Consider the following 26233-nt stretch of genomic DNA (forward strand, 5'->3'; position numbering starts at 1 on the left):
CTATCCGTCGCATGAGACTTCTCGTGGTCGGCTCGGGGGGGCGGGAGCACGCGCTCGTCTGGAAGCTCGCGCAGGCGCCGGGCGTCACGGACATTTTCTGCGCGCCCGGCAACCCCGGCATCGCGAAGCTCGCGACGTGCATCCCCATCTCCGTCGACAACGTCGTCGAGCTGGCCGACTTCGCCGAGTCGATGAGCATCGACCTGACGATCGTCGGGCCCGAGCTGCCGCTCACGCTCGGCCTCGTGGACGAACTGACGCACCGCGGCCTTCTCGCGTTCGGGCCGAACCGCCTCGCGGCCGAGCTCGAGGGCTCGAAGGCGTTCTCGAAGACCTTCATGAAGAAGTACGCGATCCCGACGGCCGACGCCGAGATCGTCACGAACCGCGCCGAGGCCGAGCGCGCCCTCAAGTCGTTCGGCCTGCCCGTCGTCTTCAAGGCCGACGGCCTCGCGGCCGGCAAGGGCGTCGTCATCGCCCAGGAGCCAGCCGAGGCGGAGCAGGCGCTCAAGCTCTTCTTCGAGGACCGCGTCTTCGGCTCGGCGGGCGACCGCGTCCTCGTGGAGCGGTTCATCTCCGGCGACGAGGTCAGCTTCATGGTGCTCTGCGACGGCGAGCGCGCGCTCCCGCTCGCGACCGTGAAGGACTACAAGAAGATCTACGACGGCGACCGCGGCCCGAACACGGGCGGCATGGGCTCGCACAGCCCGTCGGTCCTGCTGGACGCGTCGACCGCGTCCGACATCCTCGCGTTCGTCGTCCAGCCGACGCTGAAGGGAATGAAGGAAGAGGGGCGGCCGTTCCGCGGCGTCCTCTTCGTCGGCATCATTCTCGAGAAGGGCCTAAACCCGTACGTCCTCGAGTACAACGTCCGCTTCGGGGATCCCGAGACACAGGCCGTGATGCTCCGCATGGACGGCGACCTCCTGCCGTTCCTACTGGCCTCGGCCCGCGGGAAGTTCGAAGAGGGCGTCACGCCGGGTTGGCGTCGCGAGGCCACGGCCTGCCTCGTCCTGACGGCGGAGGGTTATCCCGGTCCGTACGAGAAGGGCCGCCCCATCACGGGCATCGAGGACGCCGAGGCCGAGGAGGGCGTCTTCGTCTTCCACGGCGGCACGGCCACGACCCCCGACGGCCGGCTCGTGACGGCGGGCGGCCGCGTCCTGAACGTCTGCGCGCGTTCGCGCGGGCTCTCCCAGGCGCTGAAGAAGGCGCGCGATGCGGCCGAGAAGATCCACTTCGACGGGCGGCACTTCCGCCGCGACATCGGGAAGAAGGCCCTGGAGATTCTGATGGAGCGGTCGGGCTCGCTCCTGCGCTAGAAGTCGCGGACGACGGGCGGCGGGCCGCTCTCGCGCAGCAGCGCGAAGGCCGAGGTCAGGATCTTCGTCTGGAGCACGGCGTCATGCGGCAGCCCGAGCGGATAGCCGAGCGCGTACGGAACCGCCAGGGCGCGGGAGATGCCGACCTTGCGCGTGACCTCGGGCAGCGCCGTCACGGACGTCGTCGCGATCCCTCTTCCTTCCAGCTCCGCGGCGATCAGACACACGGTCTGATGGCAGAGCGGTCAAAGGGGGACGAGGAGTGCCACGTCGACGCCGTCCTCCGCGAGCAGCGCCGCCGCCTCGGGCGCGGTCTCCTTCACGAGCCGTCCCGGCGCCGAGATCGACCCCATGAACGAGAGCGCGCGCGGCGCGAGGCTTCCGATGAGCCCCTCCGCCTCCATCTCGCGCAGGCGGTCCAGCGGGAAGCCGAGGTTGCGGTCGGCGAGGAAGCCGGTCTGGTCGAACGCGTCGGACTTGTGCGCGATGCCGAGCGTCGAGACGTCGAGGTCCCGCGGGATCACGCGGAACGACGAGTCGCCCCCCTTCTTCTCGTCGTCGAACGGCTCCTGGCCCGGCGCGTAGACGGCGCCCGTCGTCACGAGCGCGACGCGCGCCTCGCGCAGCGGCCGGTGGGGCCGCGCGAACGGAATGGGATCGACCGTCCGGTACCGGTACGTGGCCATGAAGAGGCGGTTCTTGATGGAGAGGTCCGAGAGCGTCGCCACGGGTCCAGTATCGCGCAGATCACGGGACCCTTGACGCCCCCTCCGGCCCGCCCCACGTTTCACGGGAAGACGGAGGCGACATGAGACGGTTCTTCCCGGCGGCGCTCCTCGGGGCGCTCCTCCTGCCTGACGGAGCCGCCGGGCAGGCGATTCTCGTGACGGAGCCGACAGCGGCGAAGACGGTGGCCGCCGGCGGGACGCTCGACGTGAAATGGACGTCGCCGGGGTTCACGGGGGCGACGGTGAACATCGGGCTCGCGAACGACGACACGGCGTGGAGCCTCGCGTCGGGGACGCCGAACGACGGCCAGCAGGCCGTGACGATCCCGGCGAACGCGCGGGCGGGGCTCTACCGGGTCGTCGTCCAGATCCCGGGCGGCGGCGCGTTCTCCAGCGCGACGTTCCGCGTCGCCGTCCTCGGCGAGGCGGTCGCGCTGCTCCCCGATCTCGTGGCGTGCCTCGCGTGGAATGGCAGGCGCCCTTACATGAACGAGGACAAGACGATCACGGCGAGGATCCGCAATTCCGGAAACGCTCCGTCGACGGCCACGACGTTCGACTTCCGCGTGGAGCGCCTCGGCACGCGATCGTTCCCGCTGCCGGCGCTCGCGCCCGGCGCCGAGCACACGGAGTCCGTGAAGACTTCGTGGCCGAGCACCGGCCACAAGGACGTGCGCGTCACGGTCGATCCCGCGAACACCGTTCGCGAGAAGGACGAGACGAACAACAACATCGTGGGTCACGTCTCGGTCATCCTGCCGGGGCAGGACCGCTACGTCGCCGAGAAGAACGCCTGCGCGGGATCGAACTGAGACGCGCGGCGCCGGCCTGGAGTCTGATCGGCGCCGCCGCGCTGCTGCAGGCGGCCCTCCACGCCGCGTCGGTCGGCCGGTACGGGATCTTCCGCGACGAGCTGTACTACCTCTCGTGCGCGAGCCGTCCGGCCGCGGGGTACGTGGACCAGCCGGCGTTCTCGATCCTTTTCCTCTCCGCGTGGCGCGCCCTCTTCGGCGACTCGGCAGCGGCGCTCATGGCCCCGCCCGCGCTCTGCGGAGTCGCCGTCGTGGTCCTCACGGGCCTCCTCGCGCGGCGTTTCGGCGGCGGCCCGGCGGCGCAGGGCCTCGCGTCCGCTGCCGCGGCCGTCGCGCCGATCTGGGTCGGGATGACGGGCTACTACTCGATGAACTCCTTCGACATCCTGTTCTGGACGCTTGCGGCGAGTCTCCTGGCGAGGATTCTCGAGGGAGACGTCGAGACTGGTCCGCGAGGCGGTGTGGGGCGCCTGTGGCTGCTTCTCGGAACGGTTCTCGCCCTCGGCCTCCTGAACAAGATCAGCGTTCTGTGGCTGGGCGCGGGGATTTTCGCCGGCCTTCTCCTGACGCCCGCGCGGCGCTGGCTGACGACGCTGGGCCCGTGGCTCGCGGGCGGAATCGCCTTCCTCGGGCTCCTGCCGTATCTCGCCTGGAACGCGCTCCACGGCTGGCCGACGCTGGAGTTCATGCGGCGCGCGACAGGCGAGAAGTACCGCACGACCTCGCCGCTTGCGTTCGGCGGCGAGCTCCTCTTCCTTTTCCAGCCGCTCGCGGCGCCGCTCTGGATCGCGGGCCTCGTGTGGCTTCTCGCCGCGCGGGACGGCCGGCGCTTCCGCGCCCTCGGCGTCGTCTTCGTCGCGACGCTCGCGATTCTCCTCGCGAACCGCTCGAGCAAGGCCGAGTACCTCGCGGCGTCGTTCGCGCCGCTCCTCGCGGCGGGCGGCGTCGCCCTCGAGCGCGTCCTCCACCGCGGGCGGAGCGCCGCGCCCGCGTGGGTGTACGGGACGCTTCTCGTCCTGGGCGGCCTCGCGATCGCGCCGTTCGCGCTGCCGCTCCTGCCGGTGCCACAGTACGTCGCGTACGCGAAGGCGCTCGGGATGGGGCCGACGACGACGGAGCGCAACGAGCTCGGCCCGCTCCCGCAGCACTTCGCGGACCGCTTCGGCTGGCCCGGGATGGCGGCCGAGGTCGGGCGCGTCGCGGGAACCCTGTCCGAGGCGGAACGCAAAACGGCGCGCGTCTGGGCGCGCAACTACGGCGAGGCGGCGGCGCTGGAGAAGTACGGCGCGCCGCTCGGCGTCCCGCGCGTCCTCTGCCCGCACAACTCCTTCTGGTTCTGGAGCGCCGCGGACGCGGAGAAGAATGCGCCGTTCAAGGGGCCTCTGATCGTGATCGGTGGACAGCGCGAGACGCTGACGGCAGTCTTCGGAAGCGTCGAGGAGGCGGGCAAGACCGGCCACCCGCTCGCGATGCCGTACGAGAACGGCCGCCCGATCTGGATCTGCCGCGAGCCGAAGGAAGACCTCAGGGTCATCCTCCAGCGCGACCGGCTGTTCATCTGATTCCGAACGTCGCGAGGAAGAACGTCGGACCGTCCTTCTTCGCGACGCCGTGGTCGGGGTTTGCAGCGAGGTGGCGGAGGACGGCGAAGACGGTCTCGACGTCCGGCTCGGCGAGTGTGGCCGCGATCTTCTCGGCCGTCCGGAACTCGCCCTTCTTCGCCCTCAGTTCCGCGAGGATCCGCGCCTGCAGCGCGAGGACGGCGATGGCGGCCTTCTTGCCCGCTTCGACGCCCGGCTGGTGGTACGCGTTGATGCCGACGAGCTGCGCGTAGAGGCCGACGGCCCTCTCGTAGAGCGCGATCAGGATGCCGATCGTCCGCGCCGAGACGTCCGGCACGGTGAGCGTGATCGACCCGCGGCCGTTCTCGGCGAGCGCCTTCCGCGTCCCGAGGAGAAACCCGTGCAGGTAGTCGCCGGGCGTGACGTCGGTCTCCACCTCGAGCGAGCGCTCGCCGTCCGCGCGGTCCTTCTCGACCTCGAGGAACGTCGCGAAGAAGTTCGGGACGCCCTCGCGCAGCTGCTGGACGTACGCGTGCTGGTCCGTCGAGCCCTTGTTGCCGTAGACGGCGATGCCCTGGTTCACGACGCGGCCCTCGAGGTTCTTCTCCTTGCCGAGCGACTCCATGACGAGCTGCTGCAGGTAGCGCGAGAAGAGGAGGAGCCGGTCCTTGTACGGGAGGACGACCATGTCCTTCGCGCCGCGGCCGCCCGTCTCGTGGTGCCACGCGAGCGCGAGCATCGCGGCGGGGTTCTCCGCGACCTCGGGGACGCGCGTCGCCGCGTCGCAGGCGGCGGCCCCGGAGAGCAGGGCCTGGATGTCCAGCCCCTGCAGCGCCGCGGGGAGGAGGCCGACGGCCGAGAGCTCGGACGTCCGCCCTCCGATCCAGTCCCACATCGGGAAGCGCTCCAGCCAGCCGTCCTGCGCGGCCACCTCGTCGAGCTCGCTGTGGGCGCCCGTGACGGCGACGGCGTGCTTCGCGAAGTCGAGCCCCGCGCGGCGGTACGCGTCGGCCGCGACCAGCATTCCGTTGCGCGTCTCCTTCGTCCCGCCCGACTTCGAGATCACGACCGTGAGCGTCGCGGGGAGTCCGCCCTCCGTCGCCGCGATGCGGGACAGCTCGCGCGCCATGCCGTCGGGGTCGGTGTTGTCGAAGAAGAACGGCTTCAGCGGGTCGCGCGGCGAGCCGAGCGCGTCGGCGACGAACTGCGGTCCGAGCGCCGAGCCGCCGATGCCGACGACGAGGATGTTCGTGAAGTGCGGCGCCTTCTCCGGGGCCACACGCCCCGCGTGGACCGCGGCCGCGAAGTCCTCGATGCGCGCGAGCGTCCCGCGGATCGCCTCGGCCGTCTCCGCATCCGGCGCCCGCTCCGGGGCCCGCAGCCAGTAGTGGCCGACGCGGCGCTTCTCGTCCGGGTTCGCGATCGCGCCCTTCTCGAGCGCGTCCATGGCGGCGAAGGCAGAGGGGAAAAGGCCGGTCACGAGCGGGTCCTTCCGCAGCGCGTCGTCCGTGAGGCCGGTCTTCGAGAGGTCGACGAGGAGCCCGAGCGCGGGCACGTGGAGCGACAGAGCCTGGACGCGGGGCCAGTCGTGAGCGGACATCGGGAGCCTCCCCCTTCCATGATCTCCGATCCGGGCGGGCCCGCGTAAACTGCGCGCCTCATGGCGAAAGCGACCGGCAAGGGCCTCGCCCTCGGCATCGACCTCGGCGGCACGAAGATTCTCGCGGGCGCCGTGGACGCCTCGAACCGCATCCTGGGGCGCGGCAAACTGAAGACCCCGTTCGCGGACGGCCCCGACGCGATCGGCGCGGCCCTCGTCGAGGCCAGCGACCTCGCCCTCAAGGAGGCCGGCGTCACCCGGGCCGACGTTTCCTCCTTCGCGATCGCGGCGCCCGGCGCCGTCGACACGATCAAGGGGACGCTCCTCAGGGCCGCAAACCTCAACGCCTCGAACTGGAACGTCGTGAAGGCGGTCGGCGCGGCGTTTCCCGGCGCGGCGGGCCGCGTCGAGAACGACGTGCGTCTCGCGGCGCTCGCGGAAGCGCGGCTCGGCGCGGGCCGCGGCTCGAACCTCATGGTCGCCGTGTGGGTCGGGACCGGCGTCGGCGGCGCCGTGATCATGAACGGGAAGATCCACTCCGGGCACAACCGCAACGCAGGGGAGATCGGCCACACGCAGATCGACTTCCGCCGGGCGGCCCCCGGGAAGATCGACGGCACGCTCGAGGGCACGGCCGCCAAGGTCGGGATTGCGGAGTACCTCAAGCGCCGGATCGACCGCGGCGACCGGACGGCTCTCGAGAAGGCCGTCTCGAAGAAGGACGTCCGCCTCAAGGGCTCGCAGCTGCGCGAGGCGTGGGAAGAGGGCGACGAGCTGGCCCGCCGCGCGCTGGCGCGCTCGGCCCGCGCCGTCGGAATCACGATCGCGAACGTCTGGAACATCCTCTCGCCCGACGTCTTCGTCCTCGGGGGCGGCGTCGCGACGGACGTCGGTCCGGCCTACCTCGCGGAGGTCCGCAAGTGGGCGGACGCCTTCGCCTTCACGCAGGACCTCGGCAAGCTCCGGGTGGAGCCGGCCGGCCTCGGGGACGATTCCGGGCTCCTCGGGGCGGCCCTCTACTCCCGCGACTGAGTCCCGCTCGGTTCATCTGGCACAATCGGGCTTCCATGAGCTGCACCGGCTGCTCCATCGGCACCTCCACGAACCCCGGCGGGAACTACGTCGGGGCGCGCCTCGCCGACGCCGAGGACGGGAAGACGACGCTCGTCTTCACGGGCGAGGTCAGGTCAAGCCCGGCGAGCGCCTCATCGTCGAGACCGAGAACGGGCCGGAGTTCGCGGAGGTCACGACGACGTCCCCGACGCTCGCGCGGTCCTGCTCGGCGAAGAAGGCGCGCCGGTTCCTGCGGCTCGCCTCCGATTCCGAGTACGCCGACTACGCCGAGCGCCTCGAGCTCCAGCAGACCGCCCTCGCGTTCGCGGACGAGAAGGTGGCCGCGATGCGCCTCGACGTCCACGTCGTCAAATGCGCCGTCGGCTTCGACCGCCGCAAGCTGACCGTCCTCTACACGTCGGAAAAGAAGCCCGAAGTGCGCGACCTCGCGCGCGCGATCTCCGACAAGTTCGACCTCCGGGTGGACATGAAGATGATGGGCGTCCGCGACGAGACGAAGATCCTCGGGGGCATCGGCTCCTGCGGCCTGACGCTCTGCTGCTCGACGTGGCTGAAGGGTTTCCACCCCGTGACGATCCGGATGGCGAAGATGCAGGGGCTCACCCCGAACCCCGCCAAGCTGACGGGGCAGTGCGGCCGCCTGAAGTGCTGCGTGGCCTACGAGCTCGAGGGCGGCATCGAGGCCGCCCGGCGCATGGGCCATGGCGGCGACCGCGAGCGCCGCGAAAAGGCCGCCCCGGCCCCCGCCGCCGCCTCCCGCCTGAGGCGGGTTTCGTCCTTTGGGGAAGCCCGGAATAGACTCCGGGCAACATCCGTTTCCCCTCCCGCGTAGACACCCCATGAGGAGTCCCGACATGGCTTCCGCGAAAAGGCCCGTTTCCGGCGCCCCCGCCCCCGGCGAGGGGGGAGGTCCGCCCGAGGAGCTGGGCCCGCGCAAGCTCATCCGGCCCTCGCTGGCCGGCGTCATGCGCGACCACGGGGCTCCCCGGCCGGCCGGCGGCGGCGCCCGGCGCGTCGTCCCGCCCGAGCAGACGAACGCCGAGGCCTACTACTACCTCAAGCAGATGCAGTCCAAGACGCCCATCGTCGTCCGCCTCGTGGACGGCGAGGAGCTGCGCGGCTGGATCGAGTGGTACGACAAGGACGTCATCAAGCTCAACCGGGACCACGCCCCGAACCTCCTGATCCCGAAGCGCTCCATCAAGTACCTCTACAAGGAGGAAGAGGAGCGCATGCACAAGAAGAGGCGGCGCCCGCTGCCCGGCGCGGGTCCGGGAGTCGGCGGCCCGGGATGAAGTCCCTGCGGGATTGACGCGGCGCCGCGAGGCGGGCATACACTCGCCCGCATGAACGACAGCAAACTCACCAAGGAAGCCCTCTCGGCGTTCGCGGCCCAGAACCGCGATCGCTTCGAATCCCTCCTCAAGGACTTCGTCGAGCGACCGACGGTCTCCGTCGATCCCTCGAAGAAGCCCGCGATCGCCGACTGCGTGAAGCTCGCCTGCGACACGATCAAGGCGTTCGGCGGCGTCCCGTCCGTCCTCGAGACGAGCGGCCACCCGATCGTCCACGGCGTGTTCGGCGACGACCCGTCCCGCCCGACCGTCACCGTCTACAACCACCTCGACGTCCAGCCCGCCTCGAAGGAGACGGAGCCCTGGGAAACGGAGCCCTTCGTCTTCACGAAGAAGGGCGACCGCTACTTCGGCCGCGGGACGACGGACGACAAGGGCCCCGCGCTCTCGGCGCTCTTCGGCGCGAAGGCGGCGGCGGACGCGGGCGTGCCCGTGAACGTGCGCGTCCTGTGGGAGTTCGAGGAGGAGATCGGCTCCCCGAGCTTCGCGAAGGGGATCACGGCGGCGAAGGAAAAGCTCGCGACGGACTCCGTGATCGTGTCGGACACGATCTGGATCGCCCGCGGCAAGCCGGCGGCGCCGGCGGGCCTCCGCGGCATGCAGGGAATGCTCTTCACGCTCGAGACGGGCACGACGGACCAGCACTCGGGCGTCACGGGCGGCGCGGCGCGCAACCCGATTGCCGAGCTCATGCAGGTCGTCTCCGAGTGCTTCGACGCGAAGACCGGCAAGGTGAAGATCCCCGGCTTTTACAAGGACGTCGTTCCGCCGACGAAGGCCGAGCTCGAGGACTTCCGGAGGTCCGGCTTCACGGTGGCCGGCTTCAAGAAGGATCACCTCTTCAAGTCGATCCGCACGAACGACGCGCTGGACGTCATGAAGCGCATCTGGGCGATGCCGACGTTCGAGATCCACGGCCTCGTCGGCGGCTACACGGGGCCCGGCGTCAAGACGGTCATCGCGCCGCGCGCGGAGGTCAAGGTCTCGTGCCGGCTCGTCCCGAACCAGACGGGCGCGAAGATCGCGAAGCTCGTGACGGACTTCGTGAAGAAGAAGAACAAGGACGTGAAGGTCCATCTCGAGGGGCGCCTCGACCCGTACCAGGGCGTCACGACCGGTCCGCTCGCGGACGCGGTGCGCTCGAGCGTGAAGTTCGCGTTCGGCCGGGAGCCCGTCTTCGTCCGCGAGGGCGGCTCGATCGGCGCCGTCCTCACGATGGAGCAGGTCCTCAAGGTCCCGATCGTCTTCCTCGGGCTCTCGCTGCCCGAGCACGGCTACCACTCCCCGAACGAGAACTACGACTGGGAGCAGGCGTCCGGCGGCATGATCGCGTTCGCGAAGTACTTCCAGCAGGTCGCCGCGCTGGGCAAGGTCGGCGCGAAGGGCTACCGGCCGAAGAAGTAGGACTGTCCCGCTAACGCCCGGGGGACGAGGGAGCGCCTGCCTCGTCCTTCGGGCGGAAGCTCCAGAACTCGCCGTTCGTCCCGAGCGCCATCGCGAGGACGGTTCCGCCGCGGCCCCACGAGGCCGTCAGGATCTCGCCGGATGTGCGCACGGGGATGAGCGTGAGCGCGCCGGTCGCGGGGTCGAGCACGGCAGGGACGGGCAGCCATGTCTCCGGCGACACGACCGAGACGAGGATCTTCCCGTCGGGCCCGACCGCGCCGCCCGAGAGCGGCGCGGTCGCGAGGCGGAGCGGCCCGGTCGTGAGGACCTGAGTCTCCGCGCGCGTCGCGATCGGAATGCGAACGAGCTGGACGCCCGACGCCGCGTTGCGCTGGACGAGAACGTCGTCCGCGCCCGGGTCGCCCGCGACGCCGTGGCCGGGAGAGAACGCCTTCGCGGCGCCGCTCGCGGCGTCCACGGACCAGATCGTCCCGCCGTCCGCGAAGAAAATCGTCCTGCCGTCGCGGGACGCCGCGAGGGACGACGGGATCGCGTTCTTGGGCAGCGCGTGCTTCTTGATCAGGCGCCCGTCGGCGCGCGCGACGATCGCGAGGAGCGGCGGCGAGCCGGACGGCCCGGTGAGGAACGCCACGGCGTCCCGCCCCGCGAGCGCCGCGGGGCCGAACGTGGGCTCCGAGAGCCCCGTGAAAGGCCGGAGGTCGCCGCCTTCGCCCGTCACGAGGATCTGGCGGCGCCCCGCGACGAGGCCGGGGACGAGGAGGCGCCCGTCCTCGAACTCGACGGGCGTCATGACCAGGCTCGCGGGCGCGCTCGCGAGGCGCTCGGGCAGGCCGCCCGCCGCGGGCAGGCGCAGGATCTCGGCGGCGCCGTCGGAGAAGCCGACGTAGAGCGTCCCCGCGGGCCCCTCCGCGAGGTACCGCGGCCGGCTGGAGAAGGAGAGAAGCGTCTCGACGCCGGTCCCGTCGCGCGCGGCCGCGACGATGCGATGCAGATCGCCCGCGGCGAGGCGCGCGAGGACGCGCGTCCCGTCGCGCGTCGGGAGGAACGGCGGGAGGAGCGGCAGCTCGGGCAGGAACGGGCTCGCCGCGCCGGTCTCGACGTCGATGACGTGGAGACGCCGCCCGCCCGCGTCCTTGGCGCCGGCGAGGCGCCCCCAGACGAGGACCGACTTGCCGTCCGGGAACGCGCGCGAGGCGAGGTCGCTCGAGTCGGCGAGGACGGGCGGCCCGACGTTCTTCTGCCTGCCGCTGTCGGGCCAGACCTGCACGAGCTGGAACCGCCGTTCGGCGTCCAGCTTCACGACGAGGAGGCTGCCGTCCGGGAGCGGGTCGGGGCTCTGCGCGCCCTCGACGACGAGACGCTCTTCGCCGCCGATCGCGGGGACGCTCGACACGCCGAGCGGCACGTCCGTCACGCGGTCGAAGAGGAGGCGCGTCCCGTCCGGCGACCACTCCACGCGATGGACCGCACCCGCGTCGCGCCGCTTCGTCAGGACCGTCCAGTCGCCCGATTCGGGCTCCATGGCCGCGACCTGCGCAAGGCCGCCGACCGGCGTCAGGAACGCGACGCGCCGGCCGTCGGGGCCGCTGTGCGGGGAGAGGACGCGCGTCGACCCGCCCATGACGAGCGAACCCGACCAGGCCGGAACGGGCGTGTCCGCGGACGTGCGTCTCAACCAGAAACCGAGCCCGCCGCCGACCGCGACGAGCGCGAGAGCGCCGAGCGTGAGGAGCGCGACGCGCCCGGCGCGGCGGCCGGCGGACTCGGGCGGCGCCGGCGCTGGAACCGGGACGGGCCCGCCGAGCGTGACGGACGGCCCCGCGTCCGCGCGCGTGCGCGCCGTCGCGGCGGCCTCGAAGCGCGCGGTCTGGGCCGTCTGGAAGGACGTGTCCGTCGCGAGCATGTCGGCGTTGCGCTCGAGCTGCTTCCACTCGCGCGCGAGATCGCGCGTCGACGCGTAGCGTTCCTCGGGATCCTTCGCGAGGCAGCGCTCGATGACCCACCTGACCGGGGCCGCGAGGCGCGGCGCGGCGACGGCGAGCGGCTCGGGCTCGTCGCGAATGATCGCCGTGAGCGTCTCGACGGGCGTCGGGCGCTCGAAGGCGCGCCGGCCGGTCGCCATCTCGTAGAGGAGGAGCCCGACGGAGAACTGGTCGGAGCGGAAGTCCACGGTGCGGCCCGACGCCTGCTCGGGAGACATGTAGCCCGGCGTCCCGACGACGAGACCGGTGCTCGTGAGGGCCGGCGCGGCGTCGCCGCCGGCGACCGACGGTGAGAGCTTTGCAATCCCGAAGTCGAGGATCTTGAGAAACCCGTCCGCCGAGAGCATGAGGTTCTCGGGTTTGAGGTCCCGGTGGACGATCCCGGCGCCGTGCGCGCTCGCGAGGCCGTCCGTGAGCTGCGCGGCGACGTCGAGGAGCCGGCGCAGCGGCAGGGGACCGTCCTTCAGAATCTCGCGGAGCGTCCGGCCGGTGATGAACTCCATCGCGAGGAAGGGCGCGCCGTCGGTCTTCCCGATGTCGTAGATCGTGACGATGTTCGGGTGGTTGAGCGCGGAGGCGGCGCGGGCCTCGTGGGCGAAGCGGACGAGGCCCTCCTTGTCGTCGGCGAGGTGAGCCGGCAGGACCTTGAGGGCGACCTCGCGGCCGAGACGCGTGTCGCGACCGCGGTAGACGTCACCCATGCCCCCCGAGCCGAGGAGCGACACGACCTCGAACGGCCCGACCATGGTTCCGGCCTGGATGGTCAACACGGGAAGGATAAGTCAGCGGGTGAGGTCGAGTGAGAGGGCGCCCGCGTAGAAGCTCAGCCCCGGGTTGTCGGGCCCGACGGTGCCGAGGTTCGAGATGTGCGTCCGGCGGACGCCGAGCGAAAGCGCGGCCCCCCCGCCGAGGCGGACGCGCACACGCCCCCCGAGGATGTCGATGAAGTTGAAGCGCGAACCCTCCGCGGGCACGGGGGAGAACGCCCAGAGGAGGCCCACCGAGGCTTCGAGGCGAAGGCCGACCGCGGCACGGGGAAACGCCTCCCACGCGAGGAACGGCGCGGCGGCCACCGCCGCGCGGCTCTCGCGCGGGTGGTCGGGCAGGTCGACGCGCGTGAGGTTCACGAGGAAGAGCGGCGTCAGCTCCACGCCCCAGACGAAGTTCGGGCCGAGCGGGAAGTCGCGCGCGACGGACAGCGACCCGAACTCCGCGAACTCCTGCGAGGTCGGCGCGGACGCCTGGCCGTAGGAGGAGATCACGTGCCAGGGAAATGTCTGCCCGGAGGGAGATTGAAGATTTTCTTCGAGTGGTAAAGAGCCCGGCGCAGCCTGCGCGGCCGCAGCATTGGGCGCTGGCTGCGCCTGCGCGAGGGTGCATTCACCTTCTAAGAAAAACAGCAGTACGGCGAGAGAGAGGCTTGCTCGTCGCGTGCGGGCCTTTGTCCCCCTCAATCGGGTTTCTTGACGACCTTGCCGCGCGAGATCACCGCGACCGTCTTCTCCATTACCTTGATGTCGGTCAGCGGATCGCCCTTCACCGCGACGAGGTCCGCGACGCAGCCGGCGGCGAGGCAGCCGAGCTTGCCGTCCTTGTGCGGCCCGAGGAGGTCGGCCGCGACCGTCGTCGCCGTGCGCAGCGCGTCCCACGGCGTCATGCCCCACGCGACCATGAAGGAGAACTCCCCGGCCTGGTTGCGCTTGTCCCAGTCGAAGCCCCCGGCGTCCGTGCCGAATGCGATCGGCGCGCCGGCCTTGTAGGCCCGCCTGAACGACTCCTCCGATGCGGCCCACAGCTGGTCCCAGATCGGGTTCGTCTTGCTGCGCGGGCCCTTCACGAAGTCCAGCGCCGTGATCGTCGGACAGTAGGCGACGTTCTTCGCGGCCATCGCCTTGACCGTCTCGTCGTCCAGCACGTCGCCGTGCTCGAGCGAGTCGACGCCCGCCTGGAGCGCGATCCGGTGGCCGGTCGGCGTCATCGAGTGCGCGGCGACCTTCTTCCTCAAGCGGTGCGTCTCGTCGACGATCGCGTTCATCTCGTCCTGCGTGAAGTTCGGAATCGAGGCCCAGCCGCCGTCCGGGGTGCGGTAGTACGACCCGTCCGCGTAGACCTTGATCCAGTCCACGCCGTACTGCGCCTGGTACCGCACCGCCTTGCGGCACTCGTCCGCGCCGTCGCACTTGAGGACGCCGTCGGGCATCTTGCGTTCCCACGAGAAGCCGAGGAGCGGGTAGCGGCCCGTCGGCGTCATGGCAGGGCCGGCGGTGAAGACGCGGGGGCCGGGCACGATCCCGCGGTCGAAGGCCTTCTTCAGGTCGACGTCCGTGAAGCCCGCGCCCTCGGTCCCGAGATCGCGGAGAGTCGTGAAGCCGTGGTCGAGCGCGATGCGCGCGGCGGCGGCGGCGCGGAGCGCTCGGTACGGGGTCGATTCCTTGAGGACCTGCTCGTCGTACTCCTCCGGCAGCGCGTCGCCCTGCAGGAGGAGGTGCGTGTGCGCGTCGATGAGGCCCGGGAGGCACGTGTGGGAAGAGAGATCGAGAACGGATGAGGGGGATTCGGAAGAAGATTTCTTAGAAGGTGAAGAGGGCGGGGGCGCGTCGGCGGCGCTCGCGGCCTCGACCCTTGCCACCCTGCCACCTTCGAAGAAAATCTTCATATTCTTCTTCGATTCGCGGCTGCCCGGATCGAGGAGGGTTCCGCATTTCACCGTGAGCGGCTGCGCCGCGACGTCCAGCGTCAGGGCGGCGGTGAGCAGGACGAGCGCGAGGCGGATTCGCATTTGACGGAGGCCCCCTTCCCGATCAGGATGAGCGGGGATTATGAGCCGCGCCGAGGAACTCCGTCAGGCCCGCGAGCGCATGGAAGCGGTGCGCGCCGGGATCTACGAGGCCGTCTCGGGAAAGTCCGCCGCGGAGCTTCTCTGCCCGCCGGCCGACGGCGGCTGGTCGGCGGCGGAAGTGCTGGACCACATCGGCACGGCCGAGCGCACGCTCGTCAAGGCGCTCACGAAGCACGAGAAGGGCGAGCCGACGCGCGTCCCGAAGTACGCATGGTGGTACCGCCTCCCGATGTCGCCCGTCTTCTGGAAGATCAGGTTCCGCGCGCCGAAGCTCGTGCGTCCGCGCCCCCGCTCCGAGGTGAATCCGGTGGAGGTCGTCGAAGGCCTCCGCCAGACGCGGACGGCCCTCCTGGCGATCGCCGACCGCATGGGCGAGGAGCGCTTCGCGAACATGGTCTTCCCGCACTTCCTCCTCGGGCGCTTCAGCGGAGTGGACTGGTTCGAGTTTCTCGCGGGGCACGAGGGCAAGCACCTCGGCCAGATCCGCCGGGTCCTCGCGGGGCCTAAGGTCCTGCGTTGTTCCGGGCGATCCTGAAGCTCGCCCAGGCGAAGAACGGGGCCGCGAGAACGTCGATCGTGTAGTGGACGTGCTGCGCGAGGACGCTGACTCCCACGGCGCCCGTGCACGCGAGGAAGAACACCCTCGACCGCCGGCCGGGCACCGCCAGGGCCAGCAGGAACAGCGTCGACGTGTGGCCCGAGAAGAAGAGGTCCTTCGTGAGGAGTTTCCCCGGCCCGAAGAGGCGCACGAGCGGGTCGTGGAGCGGGATCATCCCGGGCGGTGCCTCCAGCGGCGTGACCCACATGGCGGCGATCCGGAAGATCACCATGAGGACGTAGGCCTGCAGGGCAACGAGAAGGGCGCGCGGGTCCGTCGCGAGGCGTGCGACGCCGAAGGCGAGGCCGAGGTAGATCAGCGAGAACGTCAGCCACGTCAGGTCCCGCGGCGCGAGGAGCGCGAGGACGGGGTCGGGCAGGACGGCGCCCGGCCGTGCCTCGACGAACGTGAGAAAGCGCGCCAGTGTCGCGAGCACGGCGACGAGCGCGGGAACGGTGAGGGCGAGACCCAGCCGGAAGCGCGGGTCCCGCCACGCGTCGGCCCAGGCCTGCTTCATCGCGGCCGGAACTCTTCGAGCCAGTTCTCGACGACGAGGATCCCGGCGTAAGGGTCGCTCGCCGCACGGCGGACGGCGAGAAAGAGGCCGTTCCCGGCGGCGACCACCGCCGGCCGGTTGCCCAGGTACGTGGCGAGGGCGATGCCGGCGTCCACGGCGCTGAAGAGCCGCTTCGGCTCTCCGAACGTGAGCGTCTCCCCGGCGCCGATCGCGACCTCGATCAGCGTTTGCCCCTCCCAGTAGTAGAGCGTCCGTCCATCCGGGCTCCAGAAGGGGAACGCGCCCCCGGCCAGCGAGACCTGCTGCTTCTGCGCCCCGTCGGCCAGCCGCCGGACGAAGACCTGGTTCGCACCGGATTCGTCGGACATGCTGGCGAGCCATCGCCCGTCCGGAGAGAGCGTCGGGGCGTCCTCGTTGATCGTCTGGGAGGAGGTCAGGCGGACGGGCTTTGCTCCGGCGGCGGTGTCGAGCCGCCAGAGAACCCCCTGCCCCGAGAGGTCCCGCTGGAACACGAGGGAGTCACCGCCCGAAGTCCACGCGGGCCACCACCCCGTCGCGCCGATGGGGCGCGGGTCGCCCGATCCGTCGGCCGACACCTCCTTCAGGGCGGGCTCGACGTCCCCCTCTTCGCCGTAGACGAGGCGCTTGCCGTCGCGCGACCAGCTCGGAAACAGCTCGTTGCGCGGGCTCGCGACGAGCCGGCGCCGCGTGCCTCGGGCCAGGTCCTGGAGCCAGAGGTCGGCATTCTCGTTTTCGACCGCCGTGACGGCGACGCTCGTCCCGTCGGGGGAGATCGCGGGAAAGTCGAGGCCGAGCTGCGGCGGGCCGACGACGCGCTCCGTGCGTCCGTCGCGCGTCAGGAAGACGATCTCGCGGAGAGAGCGGGACGAGCCCGCGGTGTACGTGATCCGCGCGCCGTCGGCCGAGGCCGACGGGCCGTAGGCGCCGGGCGCGACGACGAACGGCTCGCCGGTGATCTCGTCCCTCGAGTCCGAGAAGGGCACCGCGATGATCCGCTGCCGGCCCTCGCTGAAGGCGAGGAGGATGTGCCCGGTGGCCGAGTAGACTGCGTTGCCGACGCCCCCGAACTCGCGGAGGTTCTTCCTCGAGCCGTCGCGCAGCGTCACGACCGCGACGGGACGGGGGCCGGCCTTGCGGTGCGCGACGAGGACGACCTTGCCGTCGTCGCGGAGCCGCTCGGGCCAGTGGAAGTCGACTTCGCTCGGGTCCGGCGCCAGGACCAGCCTCGATTCGCCTCCGCGGGCGGAGACCTCGTAGAGCCCGCCGCGGAAGCCCGCGTAGGCGATCTTCCCGTCCTTTCCCCAGGCGGCCCCGTTGAACCCTCCCGCCGGCAGGATCGCGCACAGGGGCGCGGCGCTCGACCCGGCGAGGGAGGAGATCCAGATCTTCCCGTCCCGCGCGAAGCCGATCTGCGAGCCGTCCGGGGACCAGAACGGGTCGGTCGCCCCCTCCGTGCCCGGGATCTCCGCCGACTCGAAGCGCTGGAGGTCCCGGATCATCAGCCTCGAGCCGGTCGCATAGGCGACCTTCAGGCCGTCCGGCGAGAGGCGCGTGCCGCCCTTGAGCTGCGTGGCGGGGATCGTGAAGCGCAGGAGCGCCGGCGCGCTCTTCGCCGGGCCGCGGAGCAGCCGGCCCGCGCCGATCCCGAGCAGGAGGGCCGTCGTCGCGACGAGGAGCCAAGCCCACGCGGGTGCGCGGCGGGAAGCGGCGGCCGCGTCCGCCGCGCGCGGGACGGCGGTCATCGCGTCGGCCAGCTCCAGGCGCGCGTCGCCGATGTCCCGCAGGCGCTCGCGCGGATCCTTGCGGAGGCAGCGGCGGAGGAGGTCGTGAACGCGCGGGGGCGTCGCGCGCGGCAGCGCGGTCCAGTCCGGCTCGCGCTCGAGGATCTTCGCGATGAGATCGGAGACCGTCTCGCCCCGGAAGAGAGGGCGCCCCGTGAGGCACTCGTAGACGACGACGCCGAAGGACCAGATGTCCGTGCGCTTGTCGACCGGCTTCCCGCGGGCCTGCTCGGGGCTCATGTAGGCGGCCGTCCCGAGGATCACGCCGGCCTGCGTGCCGACCTGCGTCATCGTCGGGGAATGCGATAGGTCCACGTCGGACCCGGCGCCCGCCGCCGCGCCCGCCTTCGCGAGCCCGAAGTCGAGCACCTTCACGGTCCCATCCGGCCGGAGCATGACGTTCCCGGGCTTGAGGTCGCGGTGGACGATCCCCTTCTCGTGCGCGGCCTCGACCGCCGCGGCGACCTGTTTCGCGATGTCGAGGGTTTCGTCGACCGGCAGCGCCCCGCGCGCGAGGCGCGCGCCCAGGGTCTCGCCCTCGACCAGCTCCATGACGAGGATGTGGCGGGACGAAGAAGAGGAGGAAGAGGGGATCTCTTCGAATGAATAGATGGCGGCAATTCCGGGATGATTGAGCGCCGCGAGCAGCCGAGCCTCTCTCTCGAACCGCTGCTTCCTCTCTTCACCTTCCAGGAAATCTTCCGGCAGTACCTTTACGGCGACCTCTCGACTCAGGCGTGGGTCCCGCGCCCGGTACACCTCACCCATGCCGCCCGCGCCGAGCGGCGCGACGACCTCGTAGGGGCCGATTTTCTGTCCCGGGGAAAGCGTCATTCCCGGCCCTCGCGCGTCTTTCGTCTTGTCCGCTGGTGCGCGGACGTTATCTCAACGCGCGCCGCGGCCGGAGAGGACCGTCGGAATCGTGCGGAGAAGGATCTTCGCGTCGAGCGAGAGGCTCCAGTTGTCGATGTACGCGAGGTCGAGGTTCGTCCACTCCTCGAAGCGCGAGATCTCGTTGCGGCCCGACACCTGCCAGAGGCCCGTGACGCCCGGCTTCATCGAGAGGCGCCGCCGCTGCCAGCGCTCGTAGCGCGCGACTTCCTCCGGGAGCGGCGGCCGCGGCCCGACGAGCGACATCTCGCCGCGCAGCACGTTCCACAGCTGCGGGATCTCGTCGAGCGAGAAGCGCCGGATGAGCCGGCCGAACGCCGTGAGGCGCGGATCGATCGCGGACTTGAAGACCGGCCCGTCGTGCTCGTTGAGGTGCGCGACTTCCGCGAGGCGATCCTCGGCGTTTTCCACCATCGTCCGGAGCTTCACGAGCGTGAAGGGCCTCCCGTTCAGGCCGACGCGCGTCTGCCGGAAGAGCGCGGGCCCCTTCGACGTGAGCTTGATGACGAGCGCGGCGAGCGTGACGGGGACGACGGCGACTGCGCCGAGGAGAATCGACAGGAGCACGTCGACGGTGCGCTTGGCCATCATCGCGGCGCTGTCGTCGGGCGTCGTCGAGAACGTGAGGAGCGGCGTCCCGTCGAGCTCCTCGAGCTCGACGCGCGCGAGGACGTGCGGGAAGAAGTCGAGGACGAGGCGCGTCTTGACGCCCATCTCCTCGCACAGGAGGAAGAGATCCTCCATCTTCGGCAGGTCGCCCCGATCCACCGCGAGGAGCACCTCGTCGACGCTGAACTCCGTGAAGACGCGCGGGAAGTCCGCGAGCGTCCCGAGGTACGGCACGCCGTTGGACGTCGTCGTCTCGCCGGGCTCGATCGGCTTCTCGCGGATGAGGCCGAGCAGCTTGAGGCCCCACCACGGGTGGTCGCGGATGAGCTTCGCCATCGAGGCGGCGCCGGGCGTGTCGCCCACGAGGACGACCGTCCGGAAATTGAAGCCGAGGGCGCGCACGCGCCGGGCGACGAGGCGCACCGTGACGCGCTCGGCGACGAGGAGGACGAGGTTCACGACGAAGAACGCCGCGACGAACGGGCGCGAAATGAAGTCCCAGCGCGCGCCGAAGACGACGAGCGCGAGGAGGACCGAGCCGAAAAGGGCGGTCCGCGCGACGAGCGCGACTTCGTCCTTGAGCGCCTCCGTGCGGCGGCTGCGGTACGCCCCGCCCAGGAAGAGCAGGGCCGTCCAGATCAGGACGATCGGCCCGACGAGGACGAGGTACATGTTGAAGTCGTAGAGGGCGGTCAGGCGGCGCGCGAAAAGCGGAACGACCTCGCTGCGAAGGAGATACGCCACTGGCAGCGTCGCGAGGGTGACGCTGAGGTCGGCGGCGTACAGAAGGGCCGCAATGGTCCGGGCCTGTTGCTTCAGCATCGGGGCAAACCCCGGCGAGGGGGCATGGGGATGCTAGCAAGTGCCGCGAAAACGCGCCTCCTCACGCTCCCAGGAGGGCTTTTTCGTAGGCGTCCGTCACCGCGTCCCAGCGGTAGTGCTCGCGGGCCCGCCGGCGGGCGGCCAGGCCGGAGTGCCGGCGGAGCTCGGAATCGGCGAGGAGGGCCTGGATCGCGCGGGCCAGCGTCTCGGGCCGGGCCGCGTCCGCGTAGAGGCCGGCCTTCCCCGCGGTCTCCCGGTTTTCGGGCGTGTCGTGGACGACGAGCGCCCGGCCGAACCCCATGGCCTCGAGAAGCGCCGGGTGCGTGCCGCCGACCTCCGTCGCGTGGACGTAGACGGCGGCGTTCGCGAGGAGCTCGCGGTAACCCTCCCCGTAGAGCGCGCCGGGGAGGAGGACGCGCGAGTCCCTCGCGGCCTCGGCCGTCACGGCCGCGACGAACGCGTCGGCGTACGGCGCGCCGCCGAGCATCACGAGCGGAGCCGTGCCCGGGACCGAGCGGTACGCGCGCACGACGGCGTCGGCGTTGTTCTCGGGCTCGAAGCGCGACACGTAGAGGACGTAGCCGCCCGGCGAAAGGCCCAGGCGCGTGAGCGCCCCCGTCCCCGCCGGTTCGGCGAGGTCCGAGCCGTACGGGATGTAGAGCGAGTCCTGCCCGTACGCCTCGCGGTAGTACGTCTGGATCGCGCGCGCGTCCGTCACGAGGACGTCCGGCATCACGCAACTGAGGCGCTCGGACACGGCGTAGGCGAGGCGGCCGAGCGCGTTCCACTTCCGCCGGTTCCGCTCGAGCCCGTCGACGTTCAGGACGACGCGCGTTCCGGCGCCGAGCAGACGCACGAACCGGCACGCGAGCGCGTTGACGCCGTTGCACACGAGGACGGCGTCGTAGCCCTGCGCGGCGGCGTGGAGGCTGGAGAGCGCCGTGTGGACGACGGTCTCGAGGTACTTGTGCCGCACCGTCGGGAGGAAGACGACGCGAGCGCCGCGGTGGAGAGCCACCTCGGCGGCGGTTCCGCCGCGCCGCGCGTAGACGGTCACGGCGTGCCCGCGCGCGGCGAGGCGCGCGGAGAGCTCCTCGGCGAACGTCTCGAAGCCGCCGTAAGCCGCCGGGACGCCGCGGGTCCCGAGAATCGCGATCTTCACGCCTCGATCCTCGCGCCGCGCGGGTCGTCCGTGAACCAGCGCGCGAGGTCCGCGTCGGAAACCGTCCTGCGGCCCTGGATCTCGGCGCGCTTCTCGAGGAGGCGCTCGCGGTTTTCGGCGAGCCACCGGAGCGCCTCGAAGGACGTGCGCTCCACCGTCAGGCAGCCCCCGACGACGACCGCGTCGCGGAGGAACGTCCGGGGGAACGTTGCGCGGAGGTGCGCTTTCCCGGCGTTATTGATCCGGAGGAGGAAGCGGTTCTTGACGGAGTGGAGGTTCGCGAGCGCCGACATCTCGCGGCGCCGCTCCGGGAGGTTGCGCCGCCGGTGCCAGGCCACCGCGGCCGGGACGCAGCGCGCCGCCCAGCCCCGCCCGCGCAGGCGCCACGCGAGGTCGACGTCCTCGCGGTAGACGAAGAAATCGTCGTCGAAGAATCCCGTGGAGATCCGCGTGTCGGCGAGCGCCTCCGTCCGGAACAGCACGGCGCAGCCGGAGGCGCCGAAGATCCCGGCGGGCCGGTCGAACTGGCCGGCGTCGCGGTCTCCGGCGCCGGTGTCGAAGTGGCGTCCGTTCCGGGTCATCCGGATCCCGACGCTGTCGAGCACGGAGGTCGGCTCGAGGTCGGGCCCTTCCGCGCGGAGGATCTTCCCGGTGAACGCCGCGACGCGGGAGTGCTCGGGGCGCTCGGCGTCCTCGAGCAGCGTCGCGATGAAGCCGGGCGCGAGGACGACGTCCGTGTTCAGGACGAGGACCCACGGGATCCCGCGCTCGACGGCCTTCGCGATCGATCGGTTGTGGCCGCCCGTGTATCCGAGGTTCTCGCGCGACGGGAAGACCTCGAGGGGGACGGGCGCGACCTTCTCGAAGGCGGCGAACGTCGCGCGCGTCCCGTCCTCGGACGCGTTGTCGATGGCGGAGACGGCGATGTCGCGGAACGACTGCCCGAAGAGCGAGGGCAGAAGCCGCTCGGCGTCATGGGACTCGTTGTGCGTCACGAGCGAGACGAGGACGCGCGCCGTCACGCGTCCCCCGGGAGAAGCGCGGAGCGCCAGCCGAGGCCGAGAAGGCCCCGGGCGACCCGGACCTGTGCCGCGGCGACGTCCGGGCGCGGGTGGTCGGCGCGGACGACGGGCGCGAGCACGAGGCGCAGCGCGGCGCCGAGAAGCGTCGCCGCCCAGGCCGCGGCGCGCACGGGGAGGGACGCGTGCCGCGCGAGGTAGCGGAACTGGTTTCGCACGTAGAGCGGGCGGAAGTCGCGCCACGAGAGCGCGTCCATCGCGACGCCGCCGACGTGCGTCGCGTGCGCGGACGGGACGTAGCGGATCCGGCCGCCGCGCTCGAGGAGCTTCGCGCAGAGGTCGACGTCCTCGAACCACGCGGGCGCGAACGCCGGGTCGAATCCGCCGGCGGCCTCGAAGTCGGTGCGCCGCACGAGGAGGGCGGCGGCGGCGGGCTGCTCGACGTCGAACGCCTCGTCGCGGGATCGGTCGAGATAGCGGTCGCGCCGGAGCCACGGGTTGGACGGGAAGAGACGGTCGACGAGGAGGGCCTCGCGCAGGATCGCGCCGAGGCGCGGCAGGCGGCGCAGCTGGAACTCCTCCTGCCCGTGGCCGGTGAGGCGCGGCGCGGCGGCGACGATCGCGGGGTCGGCGTCGAGGGCCGAGAGGAGGGCCGCGAGCGCGGATGCGCCGTCGAGGAGCGCGGCGTCGGGGTTCATGAAGAGGATCGCCTCGGACGGGGCCCCTTCTTTCGCCGCGAGATTGCAGGCCGGGCCGAACCCGAGGTTCGCGCCCGCCTCGACGACGCGCGCGCCCGCGGCCCGGGCGACGCCGGCCGACCCGTCCGTCGAGGCGTTGTCGACGACGACGACGGGCACGCCGGGCGGCACCGATTTCACGGCGGCCGGCAGGTGCGCGGCGGAGTTCCACGACACGATCGCGACGAGGACGCGGGGGGCGGTCAAGCCTGTCGATGATAGTGCGGCGGGAGGGCTGCTTGAATCCCGGCGGCGCGCCCGACAGAATGCAGGGCTGAATGATCTCGAGAGATTTTCTTAGAAAGGAATTCGGGCGGATGCCCGAGTTGCTCCGCGGCCGCAACTACGACCCGTCGGCGCTCGCCGCGTGGGGCGAGCTGGACGCGGAGCGGCGCCGCCTGCTGACGCAGGTGGAATTGGAGCGCGCGGAGAAAAACTCCATCTCCGAGAAAGTCGGAGCGCTCCGACGGGCCAAGCAGGACGCAACGGAGCTGCAGGAACGTTCCAAGGAGCTCGCGGCCCGGATCTCTTCACTCGAAGAAACTCTCAAAAGCCTCGAGGAACGATTCGCCGCGATCGAAGGAACGCTTCCGAACGTCCCGCACGCGTCCGTCCCCGAGGGCGCCGACGAGACTGCGAACGTCGTCGTGAAGACGTGGGGCGAGCCGACGAAGTTCGACTTCCCGCCGCAGGCCCACTGGGACCTCGGCCCGGCGCTCGGCATCCTCGACTTCGAAAGGGCGGCGAAGATCACGGGCTCGCGGTTCACCGTCCTCAAGGGCGGAGCGTCGCTGCTCTCGCGCGCCCTGATCCAGTTCTTCCTCGACGTCCACACGCGCGAGCACGGCTACACGGAGATCCTGCCGCCCTTCATCGTGAACGCGGCCTCGCTCTTCGGCACGGGCCAGCTCCCGAAGTTCGAGGCGGACCTCTTCAAGCTCGAGGGCACGGACTGGTACCTGACGCCGACGGCGGAGGTGCCCGTCACGAACATGCACCGCGACGAGATCCTCGCGGAGAGCGCGCTCCCGATCTCCTACTGCGCGTACACGCCGTGCTTCCGCGCCGAGGCGGGCGCCGCCGGCAAGGACACGCGCGGGATGATCCGCCAGCACCAGTTCGACAAGGTCGAGCTCGTGAAGTTCGCGAAGGCCGACGCGTCGTACGAGGCGCTCGAAAAACTCACGCGCGACGCGGAGGCGATCCTCGAGAAGCTGGAGCTCCCGTACCGGCGGATCGCGCTCTGCCGCGGCGACCTCGGGTTCTCGTCCGCGAAGACGTTCGACCTCGAGGTGTGGCTGCCGGGGCAGGACGCCTACAAGGAGATCTCGTCCTGTTCGAACTTCGAGGACTTCCAGGCGCGCCGCGCGGCGATCCGCGTCAAGGTCGAGTCGGGCGGCAAGCCCCGGAACGAGCTCGTCCACACGCTGAACGGCTCCGGCCTCGCGGTCGGGCGGACGCTCGTCGCGATCCTCGAGAACTACCAGCGCAAGGACGGCTCGGTCGCGATCCCGAAAGCCCTCCAGCCCTACTGCGGCGGGAAGACGGAGATCACGAAGGCCTGAAGCGCCTTGATCACTTGACGCCCTCCGGCGGCAACCCCAAGTTTACTTACCGGTCGGTAGTTCCTTTGGGGAACGAGCTGGTAGGAATCTGGAGGCCGTCAGGATGCCCGCGGAGGCGACGGAAAAGTCTGTAGAGAAACGACTTCAGGATGCCGCGATCCAGCTCTTCACGGAACGCGGGTACACGGCGACCTCCGTGCGGGAGATCGTCGAGCGTGCCGGGGTGACGAAGCCCGCCCTCTACTACCACTTCGCGAGCAAGGAAGACCTCTACCTTGCGATCCTCAACGACCTCGCGCGCCACACGGACGAGGTGATCGCAAGGAGCCGCGTGTCGAGCGGCCCGGTCCGCGAACGGCTGGCGAGGTTCCTGGTCGGGATGTTCGAGGCCTTCGAGGAGAAGAAGGCGGGCGTGCGGCTCATCAACGCCGTTTTCTGGGGGCCCGCCGAGGGCGCCCCGCCCTTCGACTTCCAGACCTTCCACGACAAGCTCCTCGTCGTCATGCGGGAGATCGTCCGCGAGGGGATCGCCGCCGGCGAGCTCCGCGCCGCGGACCCCGCCGACATGACGCTCGCCCTCATGGGCGTCCTCTCGTTCACGATGGACCTCACGCTCGCACGGCCGGAGCTCGGCGTGGGCAAGGACGGCCTGCGGCGCGCGCTCGACCTCCTCTTCGAGGGCCTGGCCGCGCCGGGCCCCGCCTTCAAGGAGACCCTCCGATGACGCGTTCGACCGCCGCCCTCCTTCTTTGCAGCGTCCTCGCCCTCGCCGTCGCCGGTTGCGGCAAGCCGGTCGCCGGAAACGGCGCCTCCGGCGCCGGCCGGCCGGCCGTCGCCGTCGAGACGGCAAAGGTCACTTCCGCCGACCTCGAGCAGGCGGTCGAGGTCGTCGGCACGCTCACGGCGCGCAGCGAGGCCGACGTGAGGACGGAGTACAGCGGCACCGTCGCCGAGGTCTACGTGACCCAGTGGGTGCGCGTGAAAGCCGGCACGCCGCTCGCCCGCCTCGACACGCGCGAGGCGGACGCGACCGTGGCGGCCGCGCGCGCGGCCGCGCTCCAGGCCGAGGTCGCCGTGCAGCGCGCCGCGCGAGAGCTGGACCGGAGCGCCAAGCTCAAGCAGGCGGGGCTCGCGACGCAGCAGGGGCTCGACGAGGCGAAGACGGTCGACGAGGCCGCGCGGGCGGGCGAAGCGGCCGCGAAAGCCCAGCTCGCGATGGCCGAAACGCGGAGGACCAAGGCCGTCCTCCGCTCTCCGATCGACGGCGTGGTCGCGACGCGGAACGTCAACGTGGGGGACTTCGTCGAGAACATGGGAAATCCCCCGCCGATTTTCCGCATCGTCGACAACCGGCTTCTCGAGCTGACGGCGAGCGTGCCGTCGGCGCGCATGGCGGAGCTGAGGGCCGGCCAGCCGTTCGCCTTCTCGAGCGACGCGTTCCCGGGCAAGGAGTTCGCGGGCCGGGTCTCGTTCATCAACCCGGCCGCGGACGAGGCGAGCCGGACCGTGAAGGTGAAGACCGAGGTGCCGAACCCGGACGAGTCGCTCAAGGCGGGGCTCTTCGTGAAGGGCCGGATCGTCACCGGGAAGAGGAGCTCGATTCTCGTCGTCCCCCGTTCGGCGCTCGTCTCGTGGGACACGGCGGCGCGCTCGGCCGGCGTCTTCGTCGTGGAAGGCGGCACCGCGAAACGGCTCCTCGTCGAGACGGGGGCGGCGTCCGGCGACCGCGTGGAGATCGTGAAGGGGCTCGCGGCGGGCCAGGAGGTCGTCACGCGGGGCGGCTTCAGCCTGCGCGACGGCGATCGCGTGCAGGCGCCCGCGAAGGCCTGA

22 protein-coding genes and 1 pseudogene are annotated in these 26233 nt (G+C 71.2%); 11 read left to right on the forward strand and 12 right to left on the reverse strand.

The window, feature by feature from the left end; translation table 11 throughout:
• Positions 1 to 11 precede the first annotated feature (11 nt).
• Positions 12 to 1322 carry a phosphoribosylamine--glycine ligase gene (gene purD / locus IPL89_01035; protein ID MBK9061783.1) on the forward strand — a complete coding sequence of 437 codons (1311 nt, stop codon included), beginning with the start codon at positions 12 to 14 and terminating at the stop codon, positions 1320 to 1322.
• Here the strand turns inward: purD and IPL89_01040 are convergent.
• Together IPL89_01040 and IPL89_01045 are read right to left on the reverse strand one after the other, a co-directional pair.
• Positions 1319 to 1549, reverse strand: a complete 231-nt coding sequence (locus IPL89_01040; protein ID MBK9061784.1) for a hypothetical protein — start codon at positions 1547 to 1549, stop codon at positions 1319 to 1321. The genes purD and IPL89_01040 overlap by 4 nt on opposite strands.
• Before the next feature lie 18 nt (positions 1550 to 1567).
• Positions 1568 to 2050: a hypothetical protein gene (locus IPL89_01045; GenBank protein MBK9061785.1), complete on the reverse strand. Its 483-nt coding sequence runs from the start codon at positions 2048 to 2050 to the stop codon at positions 1568 to 1570.
• Positions 2051 to 2130: 80 nt separating this feature from the next.
• Here IPL89_01045 and IPL89_01050 point away from each other — a divergent pair, with 80 nt between their 5' ends.
• Together IPL89_01050 and IPL89_01055 are read left to right on the forward strand one after the other, a co-directional pair.
• Complete coding sequence (locus IPL89_01050; protein ID MBK9061786.1) at positions 2131 to 2862, forward strand: hypothetical protein; 732 nt, start codon at positions 2131 to 2133, stop codon at positions 2860 to 2862.
• Positions 2863 to 3005: 143 nt separating this feature from the next.
• A complete protein-coding gene (locus tag IPL89_01055; protein ID MBK9061787.1) occupies positions 3006 to 4424 on the forward strand; it encodes a glycosyltransferase family 39 protein in 1419 nt (472 codons plus the stop codon).
• On the opposite strand, the gene IPL89_01060 is transcribed toward IPL89_01055, so the two are convergent.
• On the reverse strand, positions 4417 to 6024 hold the full coding sequence (locus IPL89_01060; GenBank protein ID MBK9061788.1) for a glucose-6-phosphate isomerase: 1608 nt from the start codon (positions 6022 to 6024) through the stop codon (positions 4417 to 4419). The two genes, IPL89_01055 and IPL89_01060, sit on opposite strands and share 8 nt — an antisense overlap.
• A gap of 60 nt (positions 6025 to 6084) precedes the next feature.
• On the opposite strand from IPL89_01060, the gene IPL89_01065 reads away from it, so the two are divergent.
• The 4 genes from IPL89_01065 (at position 6085) to IPL89_01080 (ending at position 9857) form a co-directional block, all read left to right on the forward strand.
• Entirely contained in the window at positions 6085 to 7056 is a 972-nt protein-coding gene (locus IPL89_01065; protein MBK9061789.1) for an ROK family protein, read from the forward strand.
• Between the two features lie 367 nt (positions 7057 to 7423).
• Positions 7424 to 7930 (forward strand): hypothetical protein, encoded by a 507-nt coding sequence (locus tag IPL89_01070; GenBank protein MBK9061790.1) that lies wholly within the window; start codon positions 7424 to 7426, stop codon positions 7928 to 7930.
• A gap of 133 nt (positions 7931 to 8063) precedes the next feature.
• Positions 8064 to 8393, forward strand: a complete 330-nt coding sequence (locus IPL89_01075) for an RNA chaperone Hfq (GenBank protein MBK9061791.1) — start codon at positions 8064 to 8066, stop codon at positions 8391 to 8393.
• A gap of 51 nt (positions 8394 to 8444) precedes the next feature.
• Positions 8445 to 9857: a M20/M25/M40 family metallo-hydrolase gene (locus tag IPL89_01080; GenBank protein ID MBK9061792.1), complete on the forward strand. Its 1413-nt coding sequence runs from the start codon at positions 8445 to 8447 to the stop codon at positions 9855 to 9857.
• Between the two features lie 10 nt (positions 9858 to 9867).
• Here the strand turns inward: IPL89_01080 and IPL89_01085 are convergent, their stop codons facing one another.
• From IPL89_01085 to IPL89_01095, 3 genes are all read right to left on the reverse strand, one after another.
• A complete protein-coding gene (locus IPL89_01085) occupies positions 9868 to 12609 on the reverse strand; it encodes a serine/threonine-protein kinase (protein ID MBK9061793.1) in 2742 nt (913 codons plus the stop codon).
• A 15-nt stretch (positions 12610 to 12624) separates the two neighbouring features.
• Positions 12625 to 13104 (reverse strand): acyloxyacyl hydrolase, encoded by a 480-nt coding sequence (locus IPL89_01090; GenBank protein MBK9061794.1) that lies wholly within the window; start codon positions 13102 to 13104, stop codon positions 12625 to 12627.
• A gap of 188 nt (positions 13105 to 13292) precedes the next feature.
• Positions 13293 to 14621, reverse strand: coding sequence for an amidohydrolase family protein (locus IPL89_01095; protein MBK9061795.1), 1329 nt, complete (start codon positions 14619 to 14621; stop codon positions 13293 to 13295).
• A 40-nt stretch (positions 14622 to 14661) separates the two neighbouring features.
• Here IPL89_01095 and IPL89_01100 point away from each other — a divergent pair, with 40 nt between their 5' ends.
• Complete coding sequence (locus IPL89_01100) at positions 14662 to 15216, forward strand: DinB family protein (protein ID MBK9061796.1); 555 nt, start codon at positions 14662 to 14664, stop codon at positions 15214 to 15216.
• Here the strand turns inward: IPL89_01100 and IPL89_01105 are convergent.
• The 6 genes from IPL89_01105 to IPL89_01130 form a co-directional block, all read right to left on the reverse strand.
• Complete coding sequence (locus IPL89_01105) at positions 15185 to 15796, reverse strand: hypothetical protein (protein ID MBK9061797.1); 612 nt, start codon at positions 15794 to 15796, stop codon at positions 15185 to 15187. The two genes, IPL89_01100 and IPL89_01105, sit on opposite strands and share 32 nt — an antisense overlap.
• Positions 15793 to 18432 carry a protein kinase gene (locus tag IPL89_01110; GenBank protein MBK9061798.1) on the reverse strand — a complete coding sequence of 880 codons (2640 nt, stop codon included), beginning with the start codon at positions 18430 to 18432 and terminating at the stop codon, positions 15793 to 15795. The genes IPL89_01105 and IPL89_01110 overlap by 4 nt, the downstream gene beginning before the upstream one ends.
• A gap of 51 nt (positions 18433 to 18483) precedes the next feature.
• Positions 18484 to 19920, reverse strand: coding sequence for a sugar transferase (locus IPL89_01115; protein MBK9061799.1), 1437 nt, complete (start codon positions 19918 to 19920; stop codon positions 18484 to 18486).
• 61 nt (positions 19921 to 19981) lie between these two features.
• On the reverse strand, positions 19982 to 21082 hold the full coding sequence (locus tag IPL89_01120) for a DUF1972 domain-containing protein (protein ID MBK9061800.1): 1101 nt from the start codon (positions 21080 to 21082) through the stop codon (positions 19982 to 19984).
• Positions 21079 to 22104 carry a glycosyltransferase family 2 protein gene (locus IPL89_01125; protein ID MBK9061801.1) on the reverse strand — a complete coding sequence of 342 codons (1026 nt, stop codon included), beginning with the start codon at positions 22102 to 22104 and terminating at the stop codon, positions 21079 to 21081. The genes IPL89_01120 and IPL89_01125 overlap by 4 nt, the downstream gene beginning before the upstream one ends.
• Positions 22101 to 23045 carry a glycosyltransferase gene (locus tag IPL89_01130; protein MBK9061802.1) on the reverse strand — a complete coding sequence of 315 codons (945 nt, stop codon included), beginning with the start codon at positions 23043 to 23045 and terminating at the stop codon, positions 22101 to 22103. The genes IPL89_01125 and IPL89_01130 overlap by 4 nt, the downstream gene beginning before the upstream one ends.
• Positions 23046 to 23116: 71 nt before the next feature.
• On the opposite strand from IPL89_01130, the gene serS reads away from it, so the two are divergent.
• From serS to IPL89_01145, 3 genes and pseudogenes are all read left to right on the forward strand, one after another.
• Positions 23117 to 24403 (forward strand): serine--tRNA ligase, encoded by a 1287-nt coding sequence (gene serS, locus IPL89_01135; GenBank protein MBK9061803.1) that lies wholly within the window; start codon positions 23117 to 23119, stop codon positions 24401 to 24403.
• A 103-nt stretch (positions 24404 to 24506) separates the two neighbouring features.
• Positions 24507 to 24689, forward strand: a pseudogene (locus IPL89_01140) (helix-turn-helix transcriptional regulator).
• Positions 24690 to 25123: 434 nt separating this feature from the next.
• Positions 25124 to 26233: an efflux RND transporter periplasmic adaptor subunit gene (locus IPL89_01145; protein MBK9061804.1), complete on the forward strand. Its 1110-nt coding sequence runs from the start codon at positions 25124 to 25126 to the stop codon at positions 26231 to 26233.

This window comes from Acidobacteriota bacterium, assembly GCA_016716715.1.
Taxonomy (GTDB): domain Bacteria; phylum Acidobacteriota; class Thermoanaerobaculia; order UBA5066; family UBA5066; genus Fen-183.

Bases quoted from the DNA above. Each gene is read 5' to 3' on its own strand.
- purD (MBK9061783.1), top strand. From the start codon at position 12: ATGAGACTTCTCGTGGTCGGCTCGGGGGGGCGGGAGCACGCGCTCGTC.
- IPL89_01050 (MBK9061786.1), top strand. From the start codon at position 2,131: ATGAGACGGTTCTTCCCGGCGGCGCTCCTCGGGGCGCTCCTCCTGCCT.
- IPL89_01060 (MBK9061788.1), bottom strand. From the start codon at position 6,024: ATGTCCGCTCACGACTGGCCCCGCGTCCAGGCTCTGTCGCTCCACGTG.
- IPL89_01065 (MBK9061789.1), top strand. From the start codon at position 6,085: ATGGCGAAAGCGACCGGCAAGGGCCTCGCCCTCGGCATCGACCTCGGC.
- IPL89_01070 (MBK9061790.1), top strand. From the start codon at position 7,424: ATGCGCCTCGACGTCCACGTCGTCAAATGCGCCGTCGGCTTCGACCGC.
- IPL89_01075 (MBK9061791.1), top strand. From the start codon at position 8,064: ATGCGCGACCACGGGGCTCCCCGGCCGGCCGGCGGCGGCGCCCGGCGC.
- IPL89_01080 (MBK9061792.1), top strand. From the start codon at position 8,445: ATGAACGACAGCAAACTCACCAAGGAAGCCCTCTCGGCGTTCGCGGCC.
- IPL89_01095 (MBK9061795.1), bottom strand. From the start codon at position 14,621: ATGCGAATCCGCCTCGCGCTCGTCCTGCTCACCGCCGCCCTGACGCTG.
- IPL89_01100 (MBK9061796.1), top strand. From the start codon at position 14,662: ATGAGCCGCGCCGAGGAACTCCGTCAGGCCCGCGAGCGCATGGAAGCG.
- IPL89_01105 (MBK9061797.1), bottom strand. From the start codon at position 15,796: ATGAAGCAGGCCTGGGCCGACGCGTGGCGGGACCCGCGCTTCCGGCTG.
- IPL89_01110 (MBK9061798.1), bottom strand. From the start codon at position 18,432: ATGACGCTTTCCCCGGGACAGAAAATCGGCCCCTACGAGGTCGTCGCG.
- IPL89_01115 (MBK9061799.1), bottom strand. From the start codon at position 19,920: ATGCTGAAGCAACAGGCCCGGACCATTGCGGCCCTTCTGTACGCCGCC.
- serS (MBK9061803.1), top strand. From the start codon at position 23,117: ATGATCTCGAGAGATTTTCTTAGAAAGGAATTCGGGCGGATGCCCGAG.
- IPL89_01145 (MBK9061804.1), top strand. From the start codon at position 25,124: ATGACGCGTTCGACCGCCGCCCTCCTTCTTTGCAGCGTCCTCGCCCTC.